Here is a 22,627-nt window from a genome sequence, read left to right as displayed (position 1 = left end):
GCAGCCGCCCCAAAACCAGGCGCCTGAGCTCTTCCTGGAAGAACGCGGTGGCCGGTTTAGGGCGGCTGCGCCACCCAGCGCGGGGCAAGCCCGCTCACTACATGCGTCAGTTTTTACGGAAGACGAAGACCAGGCCGATGATGATCAAGCCCATGCCTGACAGGCTCAACGCTGCGAGCTTATTGCCGAAGATCAGGTAGTCCATGACCGCCGTCACCGCCGGCACCAGATAGAACAGGCTGGTGACGTTCACCAGGTTGCCCCGGGCGATCAGGCGGTACAGCAACAGCGTCGCCAACAACGACACCACCAGCCCCATCCACAGCACCGGCAGGTAAAAGCCGGCGCTGTGTTCATAGTGGAATGGCTGAAACGGTACAAACACCGCGCACAACAACAAGCCAGCCAGGTATTGCACCGGCAGCGTGCCCAAAGGGTTGTCGGTGATGCGCTTTTGCATGATCGAGCCAAAGGTCATGCTCGCCAGCGCCAGCAGCCCGAACAGCATCCCCGCCAGGGACATCCCGGACAAGCCGATGCCTTGATAGACCACCATGATCAGCCCCGCCAGCCCCAGGCCCAGGCCGAGCATCCGGCGCAATGAACGCTGACGTTCCATCAGCACCACGGTGAGGATCGGTTGTACCCCCATGATGGTTGCCATCACCCCCGGGGTGACTTTGAGGTCCAGGGCCAGCAGATAGAAAATCTGGTACGCGCCCAACAACACCAGCCCGGTTGCCACCGCATACCACAGCGGCTTGCCGGGACGCGGCAGTTTCAGTTTGAAGAGCGGTATCAGCAGGACCAGCCCGACCAGGGCGATAGCAAAACGGATCAACAGAAAAGCGAAGGGCGATGAATGGGCCAGGCCCAACTTGGAGAAAATCGCCCCGCTGCTCCACAGCAGCACAAACAGGCTCGTCGAGGCCGCCGCGGCCACGGATTGTTTCGAAAGAACAGACATGTTTACCACCTGTAATGAGGCAAAAAAAGCCGACTCAGCAATGGCTGAAGTTCAATGGTTTTTTTCAGGCGGGCAGAGGGGAACAGCGATCAACTGATCAGCCCGCGATGCCAACACCCGGCGGTGATACGACTGCGTACACCGGCGTGCTGCTGACAGGTGGGGGGTAGTGACCGAACTGCACAAGCTGTTGGTTCCCGCACGGCACGCCCACAGCGTTGACCGCTGAATCGACTACCGCTGTGCGTGGGGAAGCTGGCATGTGCTGATCTTTTTGAAGGGATAAAGACGCACCGACTATAACCAGCCGCAAACACATTTTGCAATCACCTGATCGCAACTATTGCGTGGAGGAGTTTTCATGCCTGGCTGGACTTGCGGCCGTTATAATGCCGCCCGGTTTTTTCCAAGGATGTCCCATGATCACTCTGCCCTGGCTGTACCTGGCGCTTCTTTCCATCGGCTACGTACTGGCCCTGACCTACGGGCAACTGGGCCTGCTGGCGGTCGTCTCGGTCGCCCTGCTGCTGATCGCCGGGTACGCCGTACGCCAACAACGCACCCCTTGGGCGCGCTACCTCGGCCACGGTCTGTTCATAGTATTGGCCCTGGGCCTGGCCATGCATTGGCTGCCGGGTTTCTACAATGGGCGCGGCATTGCCCCGCAGCGCTTCACCGCCGATGCAGTGCCTTTCTCGATGTACCTGAATCAGGACAAACCCCTGATCGGTTTCTGGCTACTGCTGGCCTGCCCGTGGATCGTGGCACGCCGTTCGCTGCGCCTGTCGATCTGTGTCGCCGCCCTGGCGCTGGTGCTGACAGCGGTTGCCGCGCTGGGTGGAGCGGCGTTGCTGGGCATCGTCAGTTGGGCGCCGAAATGGCCTGAACAGGCCTGGCTGTGGGTACTCAACAACCTGCTGCTGGTGACCCTGGTGGAGGAGGCGCTGTTCCGCGGCTACATCCAGGGCGGCCTGAGCCAACGCTTGAAGCACCTGCCCTATGGCGAAAACCTCGCGCTGCTGCTGGCCTCGCTCCTGTTCGGCCTGGTGCACCTGGGTGCAGGCTGGCAGTGGGTGCTGCTGGCGACTATTGCTGGCGCCGGGTATGGCCTGGCTTATCGCTTTGGTGGCTTGGGCGCCGCAATCGCCACGCATTTTGGCTTGAATCTGCTTCACTTCGGGTTGTTTACCTACCCGATGCTGGCCGGCTGATTGTTACAAAATTAAGTTAAATAAAAGCCTGCCGCGACCGATAACCCCTGAAAGCCTTGCGGATTGAACAATCATGCGTAATAACCAACCCGTTACACAGCGCGAACGTACCTTCCCCGCTCAGCAACGGTTGATCTCCACCACAGATGCCAAAGGGGTCATCACCTACTGCAACGACGCTTTCGTCGAAATCAGTGGGTTCTCCCGCGACGAACTGCTCCGCGCTCCGCACAACCTGGTGCGTCACCCGGATGTGCCGGCTGCGGTGTTCGGGCATATGTGGTCAACGCTCAAACAAGGCTTGCCATGGATGGGCATTGTCAAGAACCGCTGCAAGACCGGCGATCACTACTGGGTTAACGCCTATGTGACGCCCGTCTTCGAGGGCAACCAGGTGGTCGGCTACGAATCGGTGCGCGTCAAACCCACCGCCGAGCAGATCCGCCGGGCCGAAGCGCTCTATCAACGCATCAACCAGGGCAAGTCGGCGATTCCCCAGCGTGACAAGTGGCTGCCGGTGCTGCAGGACTGGCTGCCGTTTATCCTGGTGAGCCAGTTGAGCTTCATGATCGGTGCGTCACTCAACTCCCACTGGGGCTTTGCCCTCGCGGCGGGGTTGTCGGTGCCACTCGGCCTGCTGGGCCTGAGCTGGCAACAGCGCGGCCTCAAGCGCCTGATGCGCCTGGCCGAACAGACCACTTCCGACCCGTTGATCGCGCAGATGTACACCGACAGCCGCGGTTCACAGGCGCGCCTGGAGATGTCGATCCTCAGCCAGGAGGCACGCCTGAAGACTTGCCTTACGCGCTTGCAGGACACGGCCGAACACCTCAACGACCAGGCCGCACAGTCCAACACCCTGGCGCATAACAGCTCCAGTGGCCTGGAACGCCAGCGCGTGGAAACCGAACAGGTGGCGACCGCCGTCAACCAGATGGCGGCGACGACCCAGGAAGTGGCCAGCCACGTACAACGCACCGCCGACGCCACCCAGGAAGCCAATCGCCTGACCGGTCGTGGCCGCGACATCGCCGGGGAAACCCGCGAGGCGATTCAGCGCCTGTCCGTTGCCGTGGGTGAAACCGGCGTGACCGTCACCCAACTGGCCAAGGACAGCGATGAAATCGGCGGCGTGGTCGATGTGATCAAAGGCATCGCCGACCAGACCAACCTGCTGGCACTCAACGCCGCCATCGAAGCGGCCCGCGCCGGCGAAATGGGGCGTGGTTTTGCGGTAGTGGCCGACGAAGTACGCCAGTTGGCGCAACGTACGGCTGAGTCCACCGGGCAGATCCACACCTTGATCGCCAAGTTGCAGCAGACCGCCAGCGCCGCAGTACAAACCATGGACGCCGGGCATCGCCAGGCCGAAGAGGGCGTGGCACGGGTGATGGAAGCGGATCAGGCGTTGGTGGGCATCAGCGAAGCGGTCGCCCATATCACCGACATGACCACCCAGATCGCCGCCGCCACCGAGGAGCAAAGCTCGGTCGCCGAAGAGATCAGCCGCAACATCAGCACCATTGCGCTGTTGGCGGACCAGACCTCGGAACAGGCACTGAACTCGGCGCAATTGAGTGAAGAGCTGACGCATACCGCCAATACCCAGTACTCGCTGGTAGAGCGTTTCAACCGGTAGATCGCGATCGGGGGCAAGCCCCCTCCCACATTGGATCGGGTTCACAGATTGCCATGTGTGAATACAGTCCTGTGGGAGGGGGCTTGCCCCCGATTGGGCCCTATCAGGCACCGAGAAACTCAGCCACCTGCACCGCCGCAGCCTCCAGATGCTGCTCATGGCTGAACCCCGACGCCCTCAACGGCTTCAAATCATGATCCCCCGCCACCAGCCACATCACCTCGATACTCGGCGATAACGCATACCCCTCGACCGCCTCCCGATTACCCAGGGCATCGCGCTCGCCCTGAACAATCAACGTCGCGGTCTTCAACCCGGCCAGGTGCTCGACCCGTGGCTTTTGCGGCTTGCCCACGGCATAGAACGGATAACCCAGGCACACCAGCCCATCGGCAGCCAATTCATCGGCCAACAAACTGGCCATGCGCCCGCCCATGGACTTGCCGCCAATCGCCAGTTTCCCAGCGACATGACGTCGCACCTCGACATACACCTCACGCCACGCCTGCAGCAGTTTCGGTGCCGGGCTCGGTGGGCGCTTGCCGCCGTCCAGCCGGCGCTGGGCCATGTAGGGAAATTCAAAGCGCAACACGTTCACGCCATGCCCGGCAAGGCGTGCAGCCATGTCGTTCATGAACGAGGAGTCCATCGGCGCACCGGCACCGTGGGCCAGGATCAACGTCACCGGCTCACGCGCGCCCGCCCCTTGCGCGACATCCCACAACCAGCCGCGTTCCTGCACGCAGTGCGCCCATTGATCCCCGTCAATACTGGCCTTGTGCTCTTTGCCCATGCTTGCCTCGCTTTTTAGTCTGCCTATAACTCCAGCCCAAGTGCCGCATTGGCTTGGGTTGAACCGTGGATGGGGAACCATGAACACTACTTTAAGTACCGCCTATAACTACAAGGTGGTCCGCCAATTCGCCATTATGACGGTGGTGTGGGGCATCGTCGGCATGGGGCTCGGGGTTTTTCTCGCCGCCCAATTGGTCTGGCCTGCACTCAACTTCGATTTGCCCTGGACCAGCTTCGGCCGCTTGCGCCCGCTGCATACCAATGCGGTGATCTTCGCCTTCGGTGGCTGCGCGCTGTTCGCCAGTTCTTTTTACTCGGTACAACGCACCTGCCAGACGCAGCTGTTCGCGCCGAAAATCGCCGCGTTCTGCTTCTGGGGCTGGCAACTGGTGATTGTGCTGGCGGCCATCAGCCTGCCGTTGGGCTACACCACCTCCAAGGAATACGCCGAGCTGGAGTGGCCGATCGCCATTTTGATCGCCATCGTCTGGGTCGCCTACGGCGTGGTGTTCTTCGGCACGGTGATGAAGCGCAAGACCAAGCACATCTACGTCGGCAACTGGTTCTTCGGGGCGTTCATCATCACCGTGGCCATCCTGCACATCGTCAACCATGCCTCGCTGCCGGTGAGCTGGACCAAGTCCTACTCGGCCTACGGCGGTGCAACAGATGCCATGGTGCAATGGTGGTACGGGCATAACGCGGTCGGCTTTTTCCTGACGGCGGGCTTCCTCGGCATGATGTACTACTTCGTGCCCAAACAGGCCGAACGCCCGGTGTATTCCTACCGCTTGTCCATCGTGCACTTCTGGGCGCTGATCACCCTGTACATCTGGGCCGGCCCTCACCACCTGCACTACACCGCGCTACCGGACTGGGCGCAGTCCCTGGGCATGGTGATGTCCCTGGTGCTGCTGGCACCGAGCTGGGGCGGCATGATCAACGGCATGATGACCCTCTCCGGGGCCTGGCATAAGCTGCGCAGCGACCCGATCCTGCGCTTCCTCGTGGTGTCCCTGGCGTTCTACGGCATGTCGACGTTCGAAGGCCCGATGATGGCGATCAAGACCGTCAACGCCCTCTCCCACTACACCGACTGGACCATCGGCCACGTACACGCCGGCGCCCTCGGTTGGGTAGCGATGATCTCCATCGGCGCGCTGTACCACATGATCCCGAAAGTCTTCGGCCGCGAGCAGATGTACAGCCTCGGCCTGATCAACGCGCACTTCTGGCTGGCCACCATCGGCACCGTGCTCTACATCGCCTCGATGTGGGTCAACGGCATCGCCCAGGGCCTGATGTGGCGTGCAGTCAACGAAGACGGCACCTTGACCTACTCCTTCGTCGAGACCCTGGTGGCCAGCCATCCGGGCTTCATCGTGCGGTTGGTGGGCGGTGCGGTGTTCCTCACCGGCATGTTGCTGATGGCTTACAACACATGGCGCACCGTGCGTTCGGCACAACCTGTCGAAGTCGCCGCTGCTGCGCAGATGGCCTGAGGAGTCAGTGATGAAACACGAAACGATTGAAAAGAACGTCGGCCTGCTGATGCTGTTGATGGTGTTCGCCGTGAGCATCGGCGGCCTGACCCAGATCGTCCCGCTGTTCTTCCAGGACGTGACCAACAAGCCGGTCGAAGGCATGAAGCCCTACACCGCGCTGCAACTGGAAGGCCGCGACATCTACATCCGCGAGGGCTGCGTACAGTGCCACTCGCAGATGATCCGCCCGTTCCGCGCCGAGACCGAGCGTTACGGTCACTACTCGGTAGCCGGCGAGAGCGTGTGGGACCACCCGTTCCTGTGGGGCTCCAAACGCACTGGGCCGGACCTGGCGCGCGTCGGCGCACGCTACTCGGACGATTGGCACCGCGCGCACTTGTACAACCCGCGCAACGTGGTGCCGGAGTCGAAAATGCCGGCCTACCCGTGGCTGGTCACCGCCCCCGTGGACAGCAGCCACACCGAAACCAAGTTGAAAGTGATGCGCACCCTCGGTGTGCCGTACACCGACGACGACATCAGTGGCGCCGTCGCCAGCCTCAAGGGCAAGACCGAGATGGATGCGCTGGTTGCGTACCTGCAAGTACTCGGCACTGCCATCAAGAGCAAGAGGTGAGCCATGGGATTTGAATTCGATGCAGGCACCATCCGCGGCCTCGGCACGCTGGTGGTCGCCATCGCCTTTATCGGCCTGTCGCTGTGGGTGTTCAACAACCGGCGCAATGCGGAATTCGAGCAGGCACGCCTGCTGCCGTTCGCCGATGAACCCTCTCCATCCGACGCTCAAGAAGAGCCTGTAACAAGGAGCACTCGGCCATGACTACCTTTTGGAGTACATGGATCTGCGTACTGACCCTCGGCAGCCTGATCGGCCTGACCTGGCTGTTGATCGGCACCCGCAAGGGCGAGACCAAGGGCAGTGTCGACCAGACCATGGGCCACGCCTTCGATGGCATCGAGGAATACGACAACCCGCTGCCCCAGTGGTGGTTCATGCTGTTCGCCGGCACCCTGGTGTTCGCCGTCGGCTATCTGATCCTCTACCCGGGCCTGGGCAACTGGAAAGGCGTATTGCCGGGCTATGAAGACGGTTGGACCCAGAACAAGGAATGGGACAAGGAAATGGCCAAGGCCGACGCCAAGTTCGGGCCGATCTTCGCAAAATTCTCAGCCATGCCCGTGGAAGAAGTCGCGAAAGATCCGCAAGCGCTGAAAATGGGCGGCCGCTTGTTCGCCTCCAACTGCGCGGTGTGCCACGGCTCGGATGCCAAGGGTGCCTATGGCTTCCCGAACCTGGCGGACAATATCTGGCGCTGGGGCGGTTCACCTGAAGCGATCAAGGCCACCATCTTGAACGGTCGTCACGCGGCAATGCCGGCCTGGGGTGAAATACTCGGCGAAGACGGGGTAAAAAACGTCGCCGCCTATGTGCGTCATGACCTGGCCAAGCTGCCATTGCCGGCCGACAGCACTGCCGACCTGGCCGCAGGCCAAGCGGCCTTCAACACCACGTGCGTGGCCTGCCACGGTCCGCAAGGCCACGGCATGGAAGCCATGGGCGCGCCGAACCTGACCGAGCCTGCCGGGTTTATCTACGGCACCAGCCTGGCGCAGCTGCAGCAGACCATCCGCCACGGCCGCCAAGGCCAGATGCCGGCGCAGGACGTGCTGCAAGGTAATGACAAGGTGCATCTGCTCGCAGCCTACGTTTATAGCCTGTCGCACAACGCTGATGGCGCAATGCCAGAAAGCCAGTCGCAATAACCCCTGAACGCCGCTCCACTACGGGGCGGCACCTTACCAGTGGCGAGGGAGCTTGCTCCCGCTGGGCTGCGAAGCAGCCCCAAAACCTTAGGAGCGCTTCGCACTCCAGCGGGAGCAAGCTCCCTCGCCACAGGGGGACTTTTAACGCGACCAAGTGTCACACCCTTCCAAAGCACAACTTTCCCCTCTCGCCATTCGGGTCTACGCTTGCTTGCACAGCGGACTGATCCTGGCGTACGCACGACTATTGTTGCGGCCCCCAAATTTTCTTGTCCACTCGATCAGCTTTTGATTTCGGATTTTGTCCTTACACCAAACATGGAAAGGGCGCAGAATCTGGCGTGGAACGCATTGATACAGGTCAGTCATTGCGTTGCAATGACCCCTCGCTTTCTACATACTTGCGACCGATTTTACCTATAAAAAAACCTAAACCGTGGAACCTTAGAATGAGCACAGCAATCAGTCCGACTGCTTATAACTATAAGGTAGTCCGCCAGTTCGCCATCATGACGGTGGTCTGGGGGATCCTTGGCATGGGGCTCGGGGTGTTCATCGCCTCGCAACTGGTCTGGCCGCAATTGAATTTCGGCTTGCCATGGACGACCTTCGGCCGCCTGCGCCCGCTGCACACTAACCTGGTGATTTTCGCCTTCGGCGGATGTGCATTGTTTGCCACCTCCTACTATGTCGTGCAGCGAACCTGCCAGACGCGACTGATCTCCGACGGCCTCGCCGCATTCACCTTCTGGGGCTGGCAAGCCGTGATCCTCGGCGCCATCATCACCCTGCCGCTGGGCTACACCACCACCAAGGAATACGCCGAGCTGGAATGGCCGATCGCCATTTTGCTCGCCATCGTGTGGGTGACCTACGCCGTGGTGTTCTTCGGCACCATCGTCAAGCGCAAGACCAAGCACATCTATGTGGGTAACTGGTTCTACGGCGCGTTCATCCTGGTCACGGCGATGCTGCACATCGTCAACCACGCCTCCTTGCCGGTGAGCTGGTTCAAATCCTACTCGGCCTACGCCGGGGCAACGGATGCGATGATCCAGTGGTGGTACGGCCACAACGCCGTAGGCTTCTTCCTCACCACCGGTTTCCTGGGGATGATGTACTACTTCGTGCCCAAGCAGGCCGAACGGCCGATCTACTCGTATCGCCTGTCCATCGTGCACTTCTGGGCACTGATCACCCTGTACATCTGGGCCGGCCCGCACCACCTGCACTACACCGCGCTGCCGGACTGGGCGCAGTCCCTGGGCATGGCGATGTCGATCATCCTGCTGGCCCCGAGCTGGGGCGGCATGATCAACGGCATGATGACCCTGTCGGGCGCCTGGCATAAATTGCGCACCGACCCGATCCTGCGCTTCCTCGTGGTGTCCCTGGCGTTCTACGGCATGTCGACCTTCGAAGGCCCGATGATGGCGATCAAGACCGTCAACTCGCTGTCGCACTACACCGACTGGACCATCGGCCACGTACACGCCGGCGCCCTCGGTTGGGTGGCGATGATCTCCATCGGCGCGCTGTACCACATGATCCCCAAACTGTTCGGCCGTGCGCAGATGCACAGCGTCGGGCTGATCAACACGCACTTCTGGCTGGCCACCATCGGCACCGTGCTCTACATCGCCTCGATGTGGGTCAACGGCATCACCCAGGGCCTGATGTGGCGTGCGATCAACGATGACGGCACCCTCACCTACTCCTTCGTCGAAGCGCTGCAAGCCAGCCATCCGGGCTACATCGTCCGTGCCCTGGGCGGTGCGTTCTTTGCCGCCGGCATGCTGTTCATGGCCTACAACGTCTGGCGCACCGTGCGTGCCTCGGACCCTGCAGAAGCCGAAGCCGCCGCCAAGATCGCCGTTGTGGGAGCCCACTGATGAAGCATGAAGTAGTCGAGAAGAATATCGGCCTGCTGGCCTTCTTCATGGTCATCGCCGTGAGTATCGGCGGCCTGACCCAGATCGTCCCGCTGTTCTTCCAGGACGTGACCAACAAACCGGTCGAAGGCATGAAGCCGCGCACCGCCCTTGAACTGGAAGGCCGCGACGTCTACATCGCTAACGGTTGTGTCGGCTGCCACTCGCAGATGATCCGCCCGTTCCGCGCCGAAACCGAACGCTACGGCCACTATTCGGTTGCCGGTGAAAGCGTGTGGGACCACCCGTTCCTGTGGGGTTCCAAGCGTACCGGCCCGGACCTGGCCCGTGTCGGCGGGCGTTACTCCGATGACTGGCAGCGTGCGCACTTGTACAACCCGCGCAACGTTGTGCCGGAGTCGAAAATGCCGGCGTATCCGTTCCTCGTGGAAAACAAGCTCGACGGCAAGGACACTGCGAAGAAGATGGAAGTCTTGCGCACCCTGGGCGTGCCCTACACCGATGAAGACATCGCCGGTGCAGCCGCCGCTGTGAAGGGCAAGACCGAAATGGACGCATTGGTGGCCTACCTGCAGGGCCTTGGCACCCTCATCAAAAGCAAACGGTGACCTACATGGATATCGGGATGATTCGAGGCCTGGGCACCGTTGTGGTGATGGTGGCCTTTATCGGCCTGGCGTTGTGGGTATTCAGCCCCAAGCGCAAGTCGGAGTTTGACGACGCGACCATGCTGCCCTTTGCGGATGATCCCGAAGCCATCAAGCACGTCGAGCAAGCTTCTAGGAGTAACAAAGAATGACTACGTTCTGGAGTCTGTACGTCACAGTCCTCAGTCTGGGTACCATCTTCGCCCTGACTTGGCTGCTGCTGTCCACCCGCCGGGGCCAGCGCGCCGAGCAGACCGACGAAACCGTCGGCCACTCGTTCGACGGCATCGAGGAGTACGACAACCCGCTGCCCAAATGGTGGTTCATGCTGTTCGTCGGCACCATCATCTTCGCCCTCGGCTACCTGGCGCTGTATCCCGGCCTCGGCAATTGGAAGGGCTTGCTGCCCGGCTACAACTACCTCGACACCGACAAGCAAACCCCATTCGCCAACGGCCAGACCGGCTGGACCGGTGTGCACGAATGGGAAAAGGAAATGGCCAAGTCAGACGCCAAGTTCGGCCCGATCTTCGCCAAGTTCGCCGCAATGCCGATTGAAGAAGTCGCCAAGGACCCGCAAGCCCTGAAGATGGGAGGTCGACTGTTCGCCTCCAACTGTTCGGTGTGCCACGGTTCCGACGCCAAGGGCGCCTACGGTTTCCCCAACCTGACCGATGCCGATTGGCGCTGGGGTGGCGAACCGGCCACCATCAAGGAAACCATCATGAAAGGCCGCCACGCAGTGATGCCGGCGTGGGCCGAGGTGATCGGCGAACAAGGCGTGGCCGACGTGGCAGCCTTTGTGGTGACCAACCTCGACGGCCGCAAGTTGCCGGAAGGGGCCAAAGCCGACGCGGCCAACGGCGCGAAACTCTTCGCCGCCAACTGCGTGGCCTGCCACGGTCCCGCCGGTAAAGGCACCCCGGCGATGGGCGCCCCCGACCTGACTCACCCGGGTGCATTCATCTACGGTTCCAGCTTCGCCCAACTGCAGCAGACCATCCGGTACGGCCGCCAGGGCCAGATGCCTGCCCAGGAGCAACTGCAAGGCAATGACAAGGTGCATCTGCTGGCGGCATATGTCTACAGCCTGTCCCATGGGGATAAGCAGACCGAAGAGCAGTAAACCTGACTATCAACAAAGCCCTGCGCAGCGACAGCTACGCAGGGCTTTGTTGTTTGTTCCCCCACAGAATGACCACTCGTAGCCTCGGACTTGCTCCTGCTAGAACCTAAGTAGTAACGTGCCTACATAAAATCTGACGAAGGGGGATACCCCATGACCATCACCACCATTTCCAGCCGGGAATTCAATCAAGACACAAGTGGTGCCAAAAAAGCCGCTCGCCAAGGGCCGGTTTTTATCACCGATCGCGGCAAGCCTGCCCATGTCCTGCTAAGCATTGAGGACTACCAGAAACTGACAGGCCTCGATGCTGACATCGTTGACCTGCTGGTGATGTCGGAAGCGGCCGATATCGAGTTCGAAACCGAACGTGCCGTGATCATCCATCGACCTGTGGACCTCTCTTGATGTACCTGCTCGACACCAACGTAATCTCTGAACTTCGTAAACCCCAGGCTGACGCCAAAGTCGTCGCCTGGGCAAAAAGTGTCATTGCTCCACGCATGTTCATCTCGGCTATCACCCTCAAGGAGCTGGAGACCGGCGTCTTGCGCATTGAACGTCGAGACCCAATGCAAGGGAAGGTGTTACGAACCTGGCTGAAAAAGCACGTAATGCCCGCCTTTGATGCCAGGATCCTGCCTGTCGATGCCGCAGTTGCGCTGCGTTGTGCGCAATTGCATGTACCCGACCAGGCTAATGAGAGTGATGCACTGATCGCCGCGACAGCGCTGGTGCATGGGCTGACCGTCGTGACGCGCAATGTCTGCGACTTTCGATCCAGTGGCGTTCCGTTGCTCAATCCATGGAACGAATGACCCGCCTTGACGCAAAAACCGTCCATACTTCCCAAGTCAATTGATCCAGATCACATATACCATCAATTGAATTCCCCCAACGCGACCAAAGGTCGCACCCTTGCAGCACCACCGGGGGCGTATCATTAGGCCACTGCCACACCCCTATTTGACCCCGGCCGGCACGTACTGGCCGAGGCAAGTCTCCACCGCCGTGGGATGCAATGATGAGCAACCAGATACCGGTACATGACGTTACCCCGCCTGCCAAAAACGCCAGCAACACGGTCGATCTCTACGCCTCGCGAGAGAAGATCTACACCCGCGCCTTCACCGGCCTGTTCCGTAATTTGCGCATGCTCGGCGGTGCCGGTCTGTTCCTGCTCTATTTCGGCACGGTGTGGCTGAACTGGGGGGGCCACCAGGCAGTGTGGTGGAACCTGCCGGAACGTAAATTCTTCATTTTTGGCGCGACCTTCTGGCCCCAGGATTTCATCCTGCTGTCGGGCCTGTTGATCATTGCCGCATTCGGCCTGTTCTTTATCACGGTGTACGCCGGACGCGTGTGGTGCGGTTATACCTGCCCGCAAAGCGTGTGGACCTGGATCTTCATGTGGTGCGAAAAAGTCACCGAAGGCGATCGCAACCAGCGCATCAAGCTCGACAAAGCGCCGATGGGCATCAACAAGTTCCTGCGAAAATTGAGCAAGCACAGCCTGTGGCTGTCGATCGGCTTTGTCACCGGCATGACCTTTGTCGGCTACTTCTCGCCGATCCGCGAGCTGGTGTTCGACTTCTTCACCGGCCAGGCCGATGGCTGGTCCTATTTCTGGGTGGGCTTCTTCACCCTCGCCACCTATGGCAACGCCGGCTGGCTACGTGAACAGGTGTGCATCTACATGTGCCCGTACGCACGCTTCCAGAGCGTGATGTTCGACAAAGACACCTTGATCGTCTCCTACGACCCGCGTCGCGGTGAAGTGCGTGGCCCGCGCAAAAAAGGCGTCGACTACAAGGCCCAGGGCCTGGGCGATTGCATCGATTGCACGATGTGCGTGCAGGTCTGCCCGACCGGGATCGACATCCGCGACGGCCTGCAAATCGAATGCATCGGTTGCGCCGCCTGTATCGACGCGTGCGACAACATCATGGACAAGATGGACTACCCACGTGGCCTGATCAGCTACACCACCGAGCACAACCTGTCCGGGCAGAAGACTCACAAGCTGCGCCCACGATTGATCGGCTACGCCCTGGTCCTGCTGGCGATGATCAGCCTGCTGGTCACGGCATTTTTCATGCGCTCGCTGGTGGGCTTCGACGTCAGCAAAGACCGCGTGCTCTACCGCGAAAACGCCGAAGGCCGCATCGAAAACGTCTACAGCCTGAAGATCATGAACAAAGACCAGCGCGACCACACCTACGTGCTCGACGCAGCGGGCCTGCCGGACCTCAAGCTGCAAGGCCGCCGCGAGATCAAAGTCGCCGCCGGGGATATCTTCAGCATGCCGGTGGAACTGTCCAGCGCCCCCGAGCAACTGCCGTCGAGCACCAACGAGGTGAAATTCATCCTCAAGGATGCCGATGACGACAGCGTCCACGTTGAAGCCAAGAGCCGATTCATCGGCCCCCAGGTCCGATAAACAAAAAGCCCGTTAAAAGAGAGCGCCACAATGCCCGCAGCAACTGCCGCAAGCCCTTGGTACAAGCACCTCTGGCCCTGGATCATCATTGGCATCCTGGCCTGCTCGGTGACCTTGACCCTGTCCATGGTGACTATCGCGGTGAAAAACCCCGACAACCTGGTCAACGACAACTATTACGAGGCCGGCAAAGGCATCAACCGCTCCCTGGATCGCGAACAGCTGGCGCAGACCCTGCAACTGCGTGCATCGGTACACCTGGACGAGCTGACTGGCGAAGTCGACCTGCGCCTGACCGGCAACAGCAACCCGAATACGCTGGAGTTGAACCTGATTTCGCCGACCCAACCGCAGAAGGACCGCAAGATCATCCTGACCCGTAGCGACAGCGAACCCGGACGCTACATCGGCCAGGTCACCGACAAGGTCGACGGCCGACGCTTCGTGGAACTGCTCGGCGTAGAAGGTGACAAGACCTGGCGCCTGTTCGAAGAAGAGCAGGTCAGCCACGACAAGGACCTGCTGCTGGGTGACGAACCGCTGCAAGGTGCTGAAGACCAGTAACCCGACCATGACCAGCCCCATCCCCTGCTACCACTGCGCCCTGCCCGTCCCGGCGGGCAGCCGGTTTACCGCGCAGATCCTGGGTGAACCCCGTGAGTTGTGTTGCCCAGGCTGCCAGGCGGTGGCCGAAGCCATCGTTGCCGGTGGGCTGGAAAGCTACTACCAGCACCGCAGCGAAGCCTCGGCCAACCCCGAGGCGTTGCCGGTGCAACTCGTGGACGAATTGGCGCTGTACGACCGCGCCGACGTGCAAAAGCCCTTTGTACGCCACGAAGGCGAACTGGCGGAAGCCACCCTGCTGATGGAAGGCATCAGTTGCGCCGCGTGTGGCTGGCTGATCGAAAAACACCTGCGCAGCCTGCCCGCTGTGGCGGAGGCGCGACTGAACCTGTCCAACCATCGCTTGCAGGTCCGCTGGGCCGACGCTCAATTGCCGTTGAGCCGGTTGCTCGGTGAACTGCGTCATATCGGCTATGCCGCCCACCCCTATCAGGCCGACCGCGCAGCCGAGCAATTGGCCGGCGAGAACCGCCTGGCCCTGCGTCAGCTGGGGGTGGCCGGTTTGTTGTGGTTCCAGGCGATGATGGCAACCATGGCGACCTGGCCTGAATTCAACATCGATTTGAGCCCGGAACTGCATGTGATCCTGCGCTGGGTGGCGATGTTTCTCACAACCCCCATCGTGTTCTACAGCTGCGCGCCGTTTTTCAAGGGCGCCCTGCGCGACTTGCGTACACGTCACCTGACCATGGATGTGTCGGTGTCCCTGGCGATTGGCGGCGCGTACCTGGCGGGCATCTGGACCGCGATTACCGGGTCCGGCGAACTGTATTTCGACGCGGTGGGCATGTTCGCGCTGTTCCTGCTGGCCGGCCGCTATCTGGAACGCCGCGCTCGCGAGCGCACCGCCGCCGCCACCGCGCAGTTGGTCAACCTGTTGCCCGCCTCGTGCCTGCGCTTGAACAGCGATGGGCAGAGCGAGCGCATCCTGCTCAGTGAGTTGGCGTTGGGTGATCGGGCATTGGTACATCCGGGCGCCGTCCTGCCGGCCGACGGTGTGATTCTCGAGGGTCAATCGAGCATCGACGAATCGCTGCTGACCGGCGAATACCTGCCGCAATCGCGCTTTACCGGTGACACCGTCACCGCCGGTACGCTGAACATCGAAGGCGCACTGACCGTCGAGGTGCGCGCCTTGGGCCATGACACCCGCTTGTCGGCCATCGTGCGCCTGCTGGAGCGCGCCCAGGCCGAGAAACCGCGCCTGGCGCAAATCGCCGACCGCGCGGCGCAGTGGTTCCTGTTGTGCTCACTGGTCGCCGCGCTGCTGATCGGCCTGGCGTGGTGGCAGTTGGACCCGACGCGGGCGTTCTGGATCGTCCTGGCAATGCTGGTGGCGACCTGCCCTTGTGCGCTGTCGCTGGCCACCCCGACCGCCCTCACCGCCGCCACCGGCACCCTGCACAAACTCGGGCTACTGCTGACCCGCGGCCATGTACTGGAGGGTTTGAACCAGATCGATACGGTGATTTTCGACAAGACCGGCACCCTGACCGAAGGTCGCCTGGCGTTACGTGCCATACGTCCCGTGGGCGCGTTGAACAGCGATGACTGCCTGAGCCTCGCCGCCGCCCTCGAAAACCGCTCCGAACACCCCATCGCCCGAGCCTTCGGGCGCGCGCCGTTGGCCGCTGAAGAAGTCATCAGTGCCCCAGGGCTGGGGCTGGAGGGGCGCGTGGGCGAACGCCGCTTGCGCATCGGCCACGCCGCCTTTGTCTGCGAACTGAGTGGGTGCCCGCTGCCTGAGGCACCGGACGCAGCCGGCCAATGGCTGTTGTTGGGCGACAGCCATGGCGCCCTGGCCTGGTTCGTGCTGGATGACCGCTTGCGCAGCGATGCACCGTCCCTGCTGGCTGCGTGCAAGGCCCGTGGCTGGCGCACGCTGTTGCTGTCCGGTGACAGTTCGCCAATGGTCGCCAGCGTCGCCGCCGACCTGGGCATCGACGAAGCCCACGGCGGCCTGCGCCCGGATGACAAGCTGCGGGTGCTGCAACGCTTGCACCAGGAAGGCCGCACCGTGCTGATGCTGGGTGATGGCGTCAACGATGTACCGGTGCTGGCCGCCGCCGATATCAGCGTGGCCATGGGGTCGGCCACGGACTTGGCGAAAACCAGCGCCGACGCCGTGCTACTGTCCAACCGCCTCGATGCCCTGGTGCAAGCCTTTAGCCTGGCGCGGCGTACCCGGCGGGTCATCATCGAGAATCTGCTGTGGGCCGGGCTGTACAATGGCCTTATGCTGCCGTTTGCCGCCCTGGGTTGGATCACCCCGATCTGGGCCGCGATCGGCATGTCCCTCAGTTCCTTGACTGTGGTGCTCAATGCGCTGCGCCTGGCTCGCCTGCCGAATGCGCAGCCAGCCGGTGCCCCTTTGGTAACCCGCCCGCTGCCGGTTTGAGGCCTGCGGGCATGGAGTGCAGATGCCAGCTCTATACGTGATGATCCCGGCGGCGCTGCTCTTAGTGGGCGTGGCCATTTACATCTTCTTCTGGGCCGTGGACAGCGGCCAGTACGAAGACCTCGACGGCCCGGCCCACAGCGTGCTGTTCGACGATCAGGACCCGAACCACCTGGCCGCCATCGACGAAGCGAACGGCCCGGAACAACCGCCCAAAGACCCTCCCCATGCTTGAGCTGGCCCCCCTGCTGGTCTCGGCGCTGATCCTCGGTTTGCTCGGTGGCGGCCATTGCCTGGGCATGTGTGGCGGGCTGATGGGTGCGCTGACCCTGGCGATTCCCAAGCACCAACGCGGCCGCAGGTTCCGCCTGCTGCTGGCCTACAACCTGGGGCGCATCCTCAGCTACGCGACGGCCGGGTTGTTGATCGGCCTGGCCGGCTGGGCGCTGGCCAACAGCCCCGCCGCGATGTTCATGCGCGTGCTTGCCGGGCTACTGCTGATCAGCATGGGCCTGTACCTGGCCGGCTGGTGGAGCGGCCTGACCCGCATCGAAAGCCTCGGACGCGGCCTGTGGCGCTATATCCAGCCCGTCGCCAGCCGTTTGCTGCCGGTGTCCAGCCTGCCCCGTGCCCTGCTGCTGGGCGCGCTCTGGGGCTGGTTGCCGTGTGGCTTGGTCTACAGCTCCCTGCTGTGGGCGGCGAGCCAGGGCAATGCGCTGGACAGTGCACTGCTGATGCTGGCGTTTGGCTTGGGCACTTGGCCGGTGTTGCTGGCGACCGGCCTGGCGGCCGAACGCGTCACCGCCTGGCTGCGCAAACGCAGCGTGCGTGTGGCCGGTGGCGTATGGGTGATTGTGTTTGGCTTATGGACCCTGCCTGGCCCGCATCAGCACTGGTTGATGGGCCATTAACGGCCATGTGGCATAGCGCCGCTCCCCGTTGATGCAAATCAACATGCCACCTGCGGCTCGCCCCTAGACTCGGCCAACTAGCCTATCCGGGGGACCGCCCGCATGCTCGACGCCATTCGTTGGGACACACATCTGATTCACCGCTACGACTTGGCGGGGCCGCGTTACACGTCCTACCCCACCGCCGTACAATTCGACAGCCAGGTTGGCACCTTCGACCTGCTGCATGCCCTGCGCGAAAGCCGCAAAGCCGCCCGCCCCTTATCGCTGTATATCCACGTGCCGTTCTGCGCGAACATTTGCTATTACTGCGCTTGCAACAAGGTGATCACCAAGGATCGTGGCCGCGCCCAGGCCTACCTGCAACGCCTGGAGCAGGAAATCCAGTTGGTGGCCTGTCACCTGGACCCGAAACAGCCCGTGGAGCAGCTGCATTTCGGCGGCGGCACCCCCACCTTTCTCAGTCACGATGAACTGCGCCAGGTGATGACCCACCTGCGACAGCACTTCAATTTGCTCGACGATGACTCGGGGGACTACGGCATCGAGATCGACCCTCGCGAAGCCGACTGGGCCACCATGGGCCTGTTGCGTGAACTGGGTTTCAACCGCGTGAGCATTGGCCTGCAGGACCTTGACCCGGAGGTGCAACGGGCGGTCAACCGCCTGCAAAGCCTGGAAGAAACCCGCGCGGTGATCGACGCCGCGCGCACCTTGCAGTTTCGTTCGATCAACATTGATCTGATCTACGGCTTACCCAAGCAAACGCCGTTGAACTTCGCGCGCACCGTGGAAGAAGTGATCAGTCTGCAACCGGATCGCCTGTCGGTGTTCAACTACGCGCACCTGCCCGAGCGCTTTATGCCGCAGCGGCGCATCAACACCGACGACCTGCCCTCGCCTGCGGCAAAACTGCTGATGCTGCAAACCACCATCGAGCAATTGACCCAGGCCGGTTACCGCTACATCGGCATGGACCACTTCGCCCTGCCGGATGACGAATTGGCTGTTGCCCAGGAGGAAGGCAGGTTGCAGCGCAATTTCCAGGGCTACACCACCCACGGCCATTGCGACTTGATCGGGCTGGGGGTATCGGCGATCAGCCAGATCGGCGACCTGTACTGCCAGAACAGCAGCGACTTGAACCAGTACCAGAACGCCCTGGCCGGCGCGCAACTGGCAACCAGCCGTGGCTTGGTCTGCACCACCGACGACCGCTTGCGACGCGAGGTGATTCAGCAGTTGATCTGCAACTTCAGCCTGGACTTCGAGCAGATCGAACTCGCCTTCAACATTGATTTTCGCGGCTACTTCCTTGAACTATGGCCACAGCTGGAGACCATGGCGGCAGACGGCCTGATCGAACTGGATGCCCACAGCATTCGCGTGCTGCCGGCTGGACGCTTGCTGGTGCGCTCGGTGTGCATGGTGTTCGATGCCTATCTGGAGCACCAGAACAGGCAGCGATTCTCGCGGGTCATCTGAGCCCGGTTAGCGCGAGGCCAGGCTCATGGCTTCCAATTGAGCCGACGGTGGCTGGTCTTTCATGGCCTTGGCCAAAGCGGTCTGAGCCAAGGTCAAGCCAGCCTGTAATGCCGACACGCCAGCCTGCAGGTTGCCCACCTTCACCAGGCGCGCCTCAGGCGTCATGGAATTATCGGCCATGACCGCTGCCATTTCGGCCATTTTTTCGGCAAGCTGCTTTTTGAGTTCACGGATCATTTTCAGCAACTGCTTGACGCTATCGCTCAGGCTGCTGTTGTCGATATCGCTATTGTCCGATTGCTCGGCCTTCGATGCGCCCATCGCCTCTCCGGAGATGACCACCTTTACCCCCTCGGTGGTCTTGGGTTCGGCGGTTTCTGGCGCGGTGGGTGCCTTGGAGGCGGCGTCTTTGTCCTTGGAGGCATCGGCGGCCTTCCAGACCGACACTGCAGCCACATTAATCTGTGGGTTCTGGACACTGCTGACGGACATGATCTGAGCTCCTGCTCGTTGAGAGACAACAATGTATCGGCAGCGATACAAAAACCTGTATACCGCTGCCGCTTTTTTGTACACGCTGGCCTCAGCTACCCTCGGTGCGTTACCCTTACGTCTTATGTGTGATTTCCCACAAGGATTTAAGAAATGTCCGAGCCAGTTAAACTGCGCGCTCACAGCCAGGCCCATTGCAAGGATTGCAGCCTGGCTCCCCTGTGCCTGCCACTTTCGTTGAATCTGGAAGACATGGATGCGCTGGACGACATCGTTAAACGCGGCCGCCCGCTGAAAAAGGGCGAGTTTCTGTTTCGCCAGGGCGACAAGTTTGACTCCGTCTATGCAGTACGTTCGGGGGCGTTGAAGACGTTCAGCCTGAGCGACAGCGGCGAAGAACAGATCACCGGTTTCCACCTGCCCAGCGAATTGGTGGGGTTGTCCGGCATGGACACCGAGATTCACCCGGTATCGGCCCAGGCTCTGGAAACGACGTCGGTATGCGAAATCCCCTTCGAGCGTCTGGATGAATTGGCCTTGCAACTGCCACAACTGCGCCGCCAGTTGATGCGCGTGATGAGCCGCGAGATCCGCGACGATCAACAAATGATGCTGCTGTTGTCGAAAAAAACCGCCGACGAGCGCATCGCTACCTTCCTGGTCAACCTGTCGGCACGCTTCCGCGCCCGTGGCTTCTCGGCCAACCAGTTCCGCCTGAGCATGTCGCGCAATGAAATCGGCAACTACCTGGGCCTGGCGGTGGAAACCGTGTCCCGGGTGTTTACCCGCTTCCAGCAGAACGAGCTGATCGCCGCCGAGGGCAAGGAAGTGCACATCCTTGACCCGATCCAGCTGTGTTCGCTGGCCGGGGGGGCGCTGGAGAGTTGATCCAGCCACCTGCGGCCGCGCCAATCGGCGGGGCCGCAGGTATACTTCGAGTCCGTTTTCCGCTCCCAGGACTCTTCGACGATGACCTTCGATTCGTTCGACATCAAATCCCTGATCCGCCCTGTCATCGACTTCCCCAAGCCTGGGGTGATCTTTCGTGACATCACGCCGCTGTTCCAATCACCCCGCGCCCTGCGCCTGGTGGCCGACAGCTTTGCCCATCGCTATGTAGAAGCCGACTTCACGCATATCGGCGCGATGGATGCGCGGGGCTTTCTGATCGGCTCGATCATCGCCTACCAGTTGAACAAACCGCTGATCCTGTTCCGCAAGCAAGGCAAGCTGCCCGCCGATGTGTTGGCCGAGGGTTACCAGACCGAGTACGGCGAAGCTTTCCTGGAAGTGCACGCCGACAGTCTGTGCGAAGGCGACTCGGTCTTGATGTTCGATGATTTGATCGCCACCGGCGGCACCCTGATCGCTGCCGCCAACCTGGTGCGTCGCATGGGCGCGAAGATCTTCGAAGCCGCGGCGATCATCGACCTGCCGGAGCTGGGCGGCTCACAGCGCCTGGAAGACATGGGCATTCCGACGTTCTGCCTGACCCAGTTCGCATTGACCGAGCGCTGATCAAAGCCCCATCTGCTTGCTGATGATTTCATTCATCACTTCGCGAGTGCCACCCCCGATGGACAGGATGCGGTTGTCGCGGTACAGCCGCTCCACCAGGTTGCCACGCATGTAACCCTGGCCACCGAGGATCTGCACCGCGTCATAAGTGACGCGGTCGGCCGTGTCGGTGGCGAGGTTCTTGGCCATGGAAATCTCCTTGATCACACTCTTGCCGGCGGCCATCTTGGCCGCCTGGCGATAGGTGAACTCGCGGGACACTTCCACGGCAGTGGCCATTTCCGCCAAGCGATGCTTGAGCACCTGAAACTTGCCGATGGGCTTGCCGAACGCTTCGCGCTGGGCAGCCCACTCAAGGCTTTGCTCCAGTGCCAGTTGCGCGGTCATATTGGCCATCAACGCCAGGGCCAGGCGTTCGCTCTGGAAGTTGCCCATGATGCAGGCGAACCCCATATTCTCGGCGCCGATCAGGTTGCTCACCGGTACCCGGCAATCGTCGAAGAACAGTTCTGCCGTGTCCGACGCCCACCAGCCCATTTTCTTCAGCGGCTGACCGACCGTGAAACCTGGGGTGTCTTTTTCAATGAGCAACAGGCTGATACCGCCAAAGCCCGGCCCGCCGGTACGTACGGCGACGGTGTAGAAGTCGGCGCGGCTGCCACTGGTAATAAAGGTTTTGCTGCCGCTGACGCGGTAATGCTCGCCCTCACGGACCGCACGGGTTTGCAGGTTGGCCACATCAGAACCGCCGCTCGGCTCGGTTACGGCCAGGGCGATAATCTTCTCGCCGGACAACACCTGCGGTACAACACGCTCCCGCAGTGCTGGCCTGGCCCATTTGACGACGGGTGGCAAGCCGATATCCAGCGAACCCAACCCGGCCACTACCCCGCCAGAGCCGCAGCGCATCAACTCTTCACTGGCGGCCACCTTGGCGAACAGGTCACCCTCATGGCTGCCGCCAAGCGCTTCGGGATAACCGATGCCCAGAATCCCCGCAGCACCTGCCTTGCGGTACAACTCGCGGGGAAAGCTTGCGGCCTCCTCCCATTGCTCGATGCCCGGCAACATCTCGCGCTCGACAAAACGGCGCACGCTGTCGCGGACCAAGAGATGGCTGGGGTCGAAGTAGTCCTGATAGGCAGACATCGGCAAACTCCACGCAGAGGTAGAGCGAACTTACCAAGCGCTTGCTTGGTTATCAAGCCGGACG

24 protein-coding genes are annotated in these 22,627 nt (G+C 61.5%); 20 read left to right on the top strand and 4 right to left on the bottom strand.

What is annotated here, in order from left to right; all coding sequences use genetic code 11:
* Positions 1 to 106 precede the first annotated feature (106 nt).
* On the bottom strand, positions 107 to 967 hold the full coding sequence (locus ACQRBV_RS15590; protein WP_060756144.1) for a DMT family transporter: 861 nt from the start codon (positions 965 to 967) through the stop codon (positions 107 to 109).
* Between the two features lie 419 nt (positions 968 to 1,386).
* Here ACQRBV_RS15590 and ACQRBV_RS15585 point away from each other — a divergent pair, with 419 nt between their 5' ends.
* A complete protein-coding gene (locus tag ACQRBV_RS15585) occupies positions 1,387 to 2,178 on the top strand; it encodes a CPBP family intramembrane glutamic endopeptidase (protein ID WP_060756145.1) in 792 nt (263 codons plus the stop codon).
* A 73-nt stretch (positions 2,179 to 2,251) separates the two neighbouring features.
* Complete coding sequence (locus ACQRBV_RS15580; protein ID WP_060756146.1) at positions 2,252 to 3,817, top strand: methyl-accepting chemotaxis protein; 1,566 nt, start codon at positions 2,252 to 2,254, stop codon at positions 3,815 to 3,817.
* A gap of 103 nt (positions 3,818 to 3,920) precedes the next feature.
* On the opposite strand, the gene ACQRBV_RS15575 is transcribed toward ACQRBV_RS15580, so the two are convergent.
* Entirely contained in the window at positions 3,921 to 4,610 is a 690-nt protein-coding gene (locus ACQRBV_RS15575) for an alpha/beta family hydrolase (RefSeq protein WP_411985186.1), read from the bottom strand.
* A gap of 79 nt (positions 4,611 to 4,689) precedes the next feature.
* On the opposite strand from ACQRBV_RS15575, the gene ccoN (ACQRBV_RS15570) reads away from it, so the two are divergent.
* The 16 genes from ccoN (ACQRBV_RS15570) to hemN all read left to right on the top strand — a co-directional run bounded on the left by ccoN (ACQRBV_RS15570) (position 4,690) and on the right by hemN (position 19,404).
* Positions 4,690 to 6,114 (top strand): cytochrome-c oxidase, cbb3-type subunit I, encoded by a 1,425-nt coding sequence (gene ccoN / locus ACQRBV_RS15570; protein ID WP_090369385.1) that lies wholly within the window; start codon positions 4,690 to 4,692, stop codon positions 6,112 to 6,114.
* 10 nt (positions 6,115 to 6,124) lie between these two features.
* Positions 6,125 to 6,733, top strand: coding sequence for a cytochrome-c oxidase, cbb3-type subunit II (gene ccoO, locus ACQRBV_RS15565; protein WP_060756149.1), 609 nt, complete (start codon positions 6,125 to 6,127; stop codon positions 6,731 to 6,733).
* Between the two features lie 3 nt (positions 6,734 to 6,736).
* Positions 6,737 to 6,937 carry a cbb3-type cytochrome oxidase subunit 3 gene (locus tag ACQRBV_RS15560; RefSeq protein ID WP_060756150.1) on the top strand — a complete coding sequence of 67 codons (201 nt, stop codon included), beginning with the start codon at positions 6,737 to 6,739 and terminating at the stop codon, positions 6,935 to 6,937.
* Positions 6,934 to 7,881: a cytochrome-c oxidase, cbb3-type subunit III gene (ccoP, locus tag ACQRBV_RS15555; RefSeq protein ID WP_244699987.1), complete on the top strand. Its 948-nt coding sequence runs from the start codon at positions 6,934 to 6,936 to the stop codon at positions 7,879 to 7,881. The genes ACQRBV_RS15560 and ccoP (ACQRBV_RS15555) overlap by 4 nt, the downstream gene beginning before the upstream one ends.
* A 449-nt stretch (positions 7,882 to 8,330) precedes the next feature.
* A complete protein-coding gene (gene ccoN, locus ACQRBV_RS15550; RefSeq protein ID WP_060756152.1) occupies positions 8,331 to 9,773 on the top strand; it encodes a cytochrome-c oxidase, cbb3-type subunit I in 1,443 nt (480 codons plus the stop codon).
* Positions 9,773 to 10,381 (top strand): cytochrome-c oxidase, cbb3-type subunit II, encoded by a 609-nt coding sequence (ccoO, locus tag ACQRBV_RS15545; RefSeq protein WP_025854274.1) that lies wholly within the window; start codon positions 9,773 to 9,775, stop codon positions 10,379 to 10,381. Before ccoN (ACQRBV_RS15550) ends, ccoO (ACQRBV_RS15545) begins: the two co-directional genes overlap by 1 nt.
* Positions 10,382 to 10,386: 5 nt before the next feature.
* On the top strand, positions 10,387 to 10,572 hold the full coding sequence (locus ACQRBV_RS15540; protein ID WP_016775513.1) for a CcoQ/FixQ family Cbb3-type cytochrome c oxidase assembly chaperone: 186 nt from the start codon (positions 10,387 to 10,389) through the stop codon (positions 10,570 to 10,572).
* On the top strand, positions 10,569 to 11,546 hold the full coding sequence (gene ccoP, locus ACQRBV_RS15535; RefSeq protein WP_060756153.1) for a cytochrome-c oxidase, cbb3-type subunit III: 978 nt from the start codon (positions 10,569 to 10,571) through the stop codon (positions 11,544 to 11,546). Before ACQRBV_RS15540 ends, ccoP (ACQRBV_RS15535) begins: the two co-directional genes overlap by 4 nt.
* A 153-nt stretch (positions 11,547 to 11,699) precedes the next feature.
* Positions 11,700 to 11,954, top strand: a complete 255-nt coding sequence (locus ACQRBV_RS15530; protein ID WP_060756154.1) for a type II toxin-antitoxin system Phd/YefM family antitoxin — start codon at positions 11,700 to 11,702, stop codon at positions 11,952 to 11,954.
* Complete coding sequence (locus ACQRBV_RS15525) at positions 11,954 to 12,364, top strand: type II toxin-antitoxin system VapC family toxin (protein ID WP_244385315.1); 411 nt, start codon at positions 11,954 to 11,956, stop codon at positions 12,362 to 12,364. The genes ACQRBV_RS15530 and ACQRBV_RS15525 overlap by 1 nt, the downstream gene beginning before the upstream one ends.
* A gap of 206 nt (positions 12,365 to 12,570) precedes the next feature.
* The gene (ccoG, locus tag ACQRBV_RS15520; RefSeq protein ID WP_060756156.1) at positions 12,571 to 13,986 is read left to right on the top strand and encodes a cytochrome c oxidase accessory protein CcoG; all 1,416 of its coding nucleotides are present in this window, start codon (positions 12,571 to 12,573) and stop codon (positions 13,984 to 13,986) included.
* 30 nt (positions 13,987 to 14,016) lie between these two features.
* Positions 14,017 to 14,550: a FixH family protein gene (locus ACQRBV_RS15515; RefSeq protein WP_060756157.1), complete on the top strand. Its 534-nt coding sequence runs from the start codon at positions 14,017 to 14,019 to the stop codon at positions 14,548 to 14,550.
* Between the two features lie 7 nt (positions 14,551 to 14,557).
* Positions 14,558 to 17,008: a heavy metal translocating P-type ATPase gene (locus tag ACQRBV_RS15510; RefSeq protein ID WP_411985187.1), complete on the top strand. Its 2,451-nt coding sequence runs from the start codon at positions 14,558 to 14,560 to the stop codon at positions 17,006 to 17,008.
* Between the two features lie 22 nt (positions 17,009 to 17,030).
* On the top strand, positions 17,031 to 17,243 hold the full coding sequence (gene ccoS / locus ACQRBV_RS15505; RefSeq protein ID WP_005790284.1) for a cbb3-type cytochrome oxidase assembly protein CcoS: 213 nt from the start codon (positions 17,031 to 17,033) through the stop codon (positions 17,241 to 17,243).
* Positions 17,236 to 17,919 (top strand): sulfite exporter TauE/SafE family protein, encoded by a 684-nt coding sequence (locus ACQRBV_RS15500; protein ID WP_060756158.1) that lies wholly within the window; start codon positions 17,236 to 17,238, stop codon positions 17,917 to 17,919. The genes ccoS and ACQRBV_RS15500 overlap by 8 nt, the downstream gene beginning before the upstream one ends.
* Before the next feature lie 102 nt (positions 17,920 to 18,021).
* Positions 18,022 to 19,404, top strand: coding sequence for an oxygen-independent coproporphyrinogen III oxidase (gene hemN / locus ACQRBV_RS15495; protein WP_090369377.1), 1,383 nt, complete (start codon positions 18,022 to 18,024; stop codon positions 19,402 to 19,404).
* Positions 19,405 to 19,410: 6 nt separating this feature from the next.
* Here the strand turns inward: hemN and ACQRBV_RS15490 are convergent, their stop codons facing one another.
* On the bottom strand, positions 19,411 to 19,896 hold the full coding sequence (locus tag ACQRBV_RS15490) for a hypothetical protein (RefSeq protein WP_060756160.1): 486 nt from the start codon (positions 19,894 to 19,896) through the stop codon (positions 19,411 to 19,413).
* 153 nt (positions 19,897 to 20,049) lie between these two features.
* Between ACQRBV_RS15490 and fnr the strand changes: the two genes are divergently transcribed.
* Together fnr and ACQRBV_RS15480 are read left to right on the top strand one after the other, a co-directional pair.
* Positions 20,050 to 20,784 (top strand): fumarate/nitrate reduction transcriptional regulator Fnr, encoded by a 735-nt coding sequence (gene fnr, locus ACQRBV_RS15485; protein ID WP_060756161.1) that lies wholly within the window; start codon positions 20,050 to 20,052, stop codon positions 20,782 to 20,784.
* A gap of 81 nt (positions 20,785 to 20,865) precedes the next feature.
* Positions 20,866 to 21,414 carry an adenine phosphoribosyltransferase gene (locus tag ACQRBV_RS15480; RefSeq protein WP_090369375.1) on the top strand — a complete coding sequence of 183 codons (549 nt, stop codon included), beginning with the start codon at positions 20,866 to 20,868 and terminating at the stop codon, positions 21,412 to 21,414.
* Here the strand turns inward: ACQRBV_RS15480 and ACQRBV_RS15475 are convergent, their stop codons facing one another.
* Positions 21,415 to 22,563 (bottom strand): acyl-CoA dehydrogenase family protein, encoded by a 1,149-nt coding sequence (locus ACQRBV_RS15475; protein ID WP_411985188.1) that lies wholly within the window; start codon positions 22,561 to 22,563, stop codon positions 21,415 to 21,417.
* Positions 22,564 to 22,627 lie beyond the last annotated feature (64 nt).

It is taken from the genome of Pseudomonas sp. R11F (genome assembly GCF_050312575.1).
In the GTDB taxonomy this organism is placed as follows: Bacteria; Pseudomonadota; Gammaproteobacteria; order Pseudomonadales; family Pseudomonadaceae; genus Aquipseudomonas; species Aquipseudomonas palleroniana.
This window is presented reverse-complemented; position numbering and strand designations above follow the sequence as displayed.

Bases quoted from the DNA above. Each gene is read 5' to 3' on its own strand.
- ACQRBV_RS15590 (WP_060756144.1), bottom strand. From the start codon at position 967: ATGTCTGTTCTTTCGAAACAATCCGTGGCCGCGGCGGCCTCGACGAGC.
- ACQRBV_RS15585 (WP_060756145.1), top strand. From the start codon at position 1,387: ATGATCACTCTGCCCTGGCTGTACCTGGCGCTTCTTTCCATCGGCTAC.
- ACQRBV_RS15580 (WP_060756146.1), top strand. From the start codon at position 2,252: ATGCGTAATAACCAACCCGTTACACAGCGCGAACGTACCTTCCCCGCT.
- ACQRBV_RS15575 (WP_411985186.1), bottom strand. From the start codon at position 4,610: ATGGGCAAAGAGCACAAGGCCAGTATTGACGGGGATCAATGGGCGCAC.
- ccoN (WP_090369385.1), top strand. From the start codon at position 4,690: ATGAACACTACTTTAAGTACCGCCTATAACTACAAGGTGGTCCGCCAA.
- ccoO (WP_060756149.1), top strand. From the start codon at position 6,125: ATGAAACACGAAACGATTGAAAAGAACGTCGGCCTGCTGATGCTGTTG.
- ACQRBV_RS15560 (WP_060756150.1), top strand. From the start codon at position 6,737: ATGGGATTTGAATTCGATGCAGGCACCATCCGCGGCCTCGGCACGCTG.
- ccoP (WP_244699987.1), top strand. From the start codon at position 6,934: ATGACTACCTTTTGGAGTACATGGATCTGCGTACTGACCCTCGGCAGC.
- ccoN (WP_060756152.1), top strand. From the start codon at position 8,331: ATGAGCACAGCAATCAGTCCGACTGCTTATAACTATAAGGTAGTCCGC.
- ccoO (WP_025854274.1), top strand. From the start codon at position 9,773: ATGAAGCATGAAGTAGTCGAGAAGAATATCGGCCTGCTGGCCTTCTTC.
- ACQRBV_RS15540 (WP_016775513.1), top strand. From the start codon at position 10,387: ATGGATATCGGGATGATTCGAGGCCTGGGCACCGTTGTGGTGATGGTG.
- ccoP (WP_060756153.1), top strand. From the start codon at position 10,569: ATGACTACGTTCTGGAGTCTGTACGTCACAGTCCTCAGTCTGGGTACC.
- ACQRBV_RS15530 (WP_060756154.1), top strand. From the start codon at position 11,700: ATGACCATCACCACCATTTCCAGCCGGGAATTCAATCAAGACACAAGT.
- ACQRBV_RS15525 (WP_244385315.1), top strand. From the start codon at position 11,954: ATGTACCTGCTCGACACCAACGTAATCTCTGAACTTCGTAAACCCCAG.
- ccoG (WP_060756156.1), top strand. From the start codon at position 12,571: ATGAGCAACCAGATACCGGTACATGACGTTACCCCGCCTGCCAAAAAC.
- ACQRBV_RS15515 (WP_060756157.1), top strand. From the start codon at position 14,017: ATGCCCGCAGCAACTGCCGCAAGCCCTTGGTACAAGCACCTCTGGCCC.
- ACQRBV_RS15510 (WP_411985187.1), top strand. From the start codon at position 14,558: ATGACCAGCCCCATCCCCTGCTACCACTGCGCCCTGCCCGTCCCGGCG.
- ccoS (WP_005790284.1), top strand. From the start codon at position 17,031: ATGCCAGCTCTATACGTGATGATCCCGGCGGCGCTGCTCTTAGTGGGC.
- ACQRBV_RS15500 (WP_060756158.1), top strand. From the start codon at position 17,236: ATGCTTGAGCTGGCCCCCCTGCTGGTCTCGGCGCTGATCCTCGGTTTG.
- hemN (WP_090369377.1), top strand. From the start codon at position 18,022: ATGCTCGACGCCATTCGTTGGGACACACATCTGATTCACCGCTACGAC.
- ACQRBV_RS15490 (WP_060756160.1), bottom strand. From the start codon at position 19,896: ATGTCCGTCAGCAGTGTCCAGAACCCACAGATTAATGTGGCTGCAGTG.
- fnr (WP_060756161.1), top strand. From the start codon at position 20,050: ATGTCCGAGCCAGTTAAACTGCGCGCTCACAGCCAGGCCCATTGCAAG.
- ACQRBV_RS15480 (WP_090369375.1), top strand. From the start codon at position 20,866: ATGACCTTCGATTCGTTCGACATCAAATCCCTGATCCGCCCTGTCATC.
- ACQRBV_RS15475 (WP_411985188.1), bottom strand. From the start codon at position 22,563: ATGTCTGCCTATCAGGACTACTTCGACCCCAGCCATCTCTTGGTCCGC.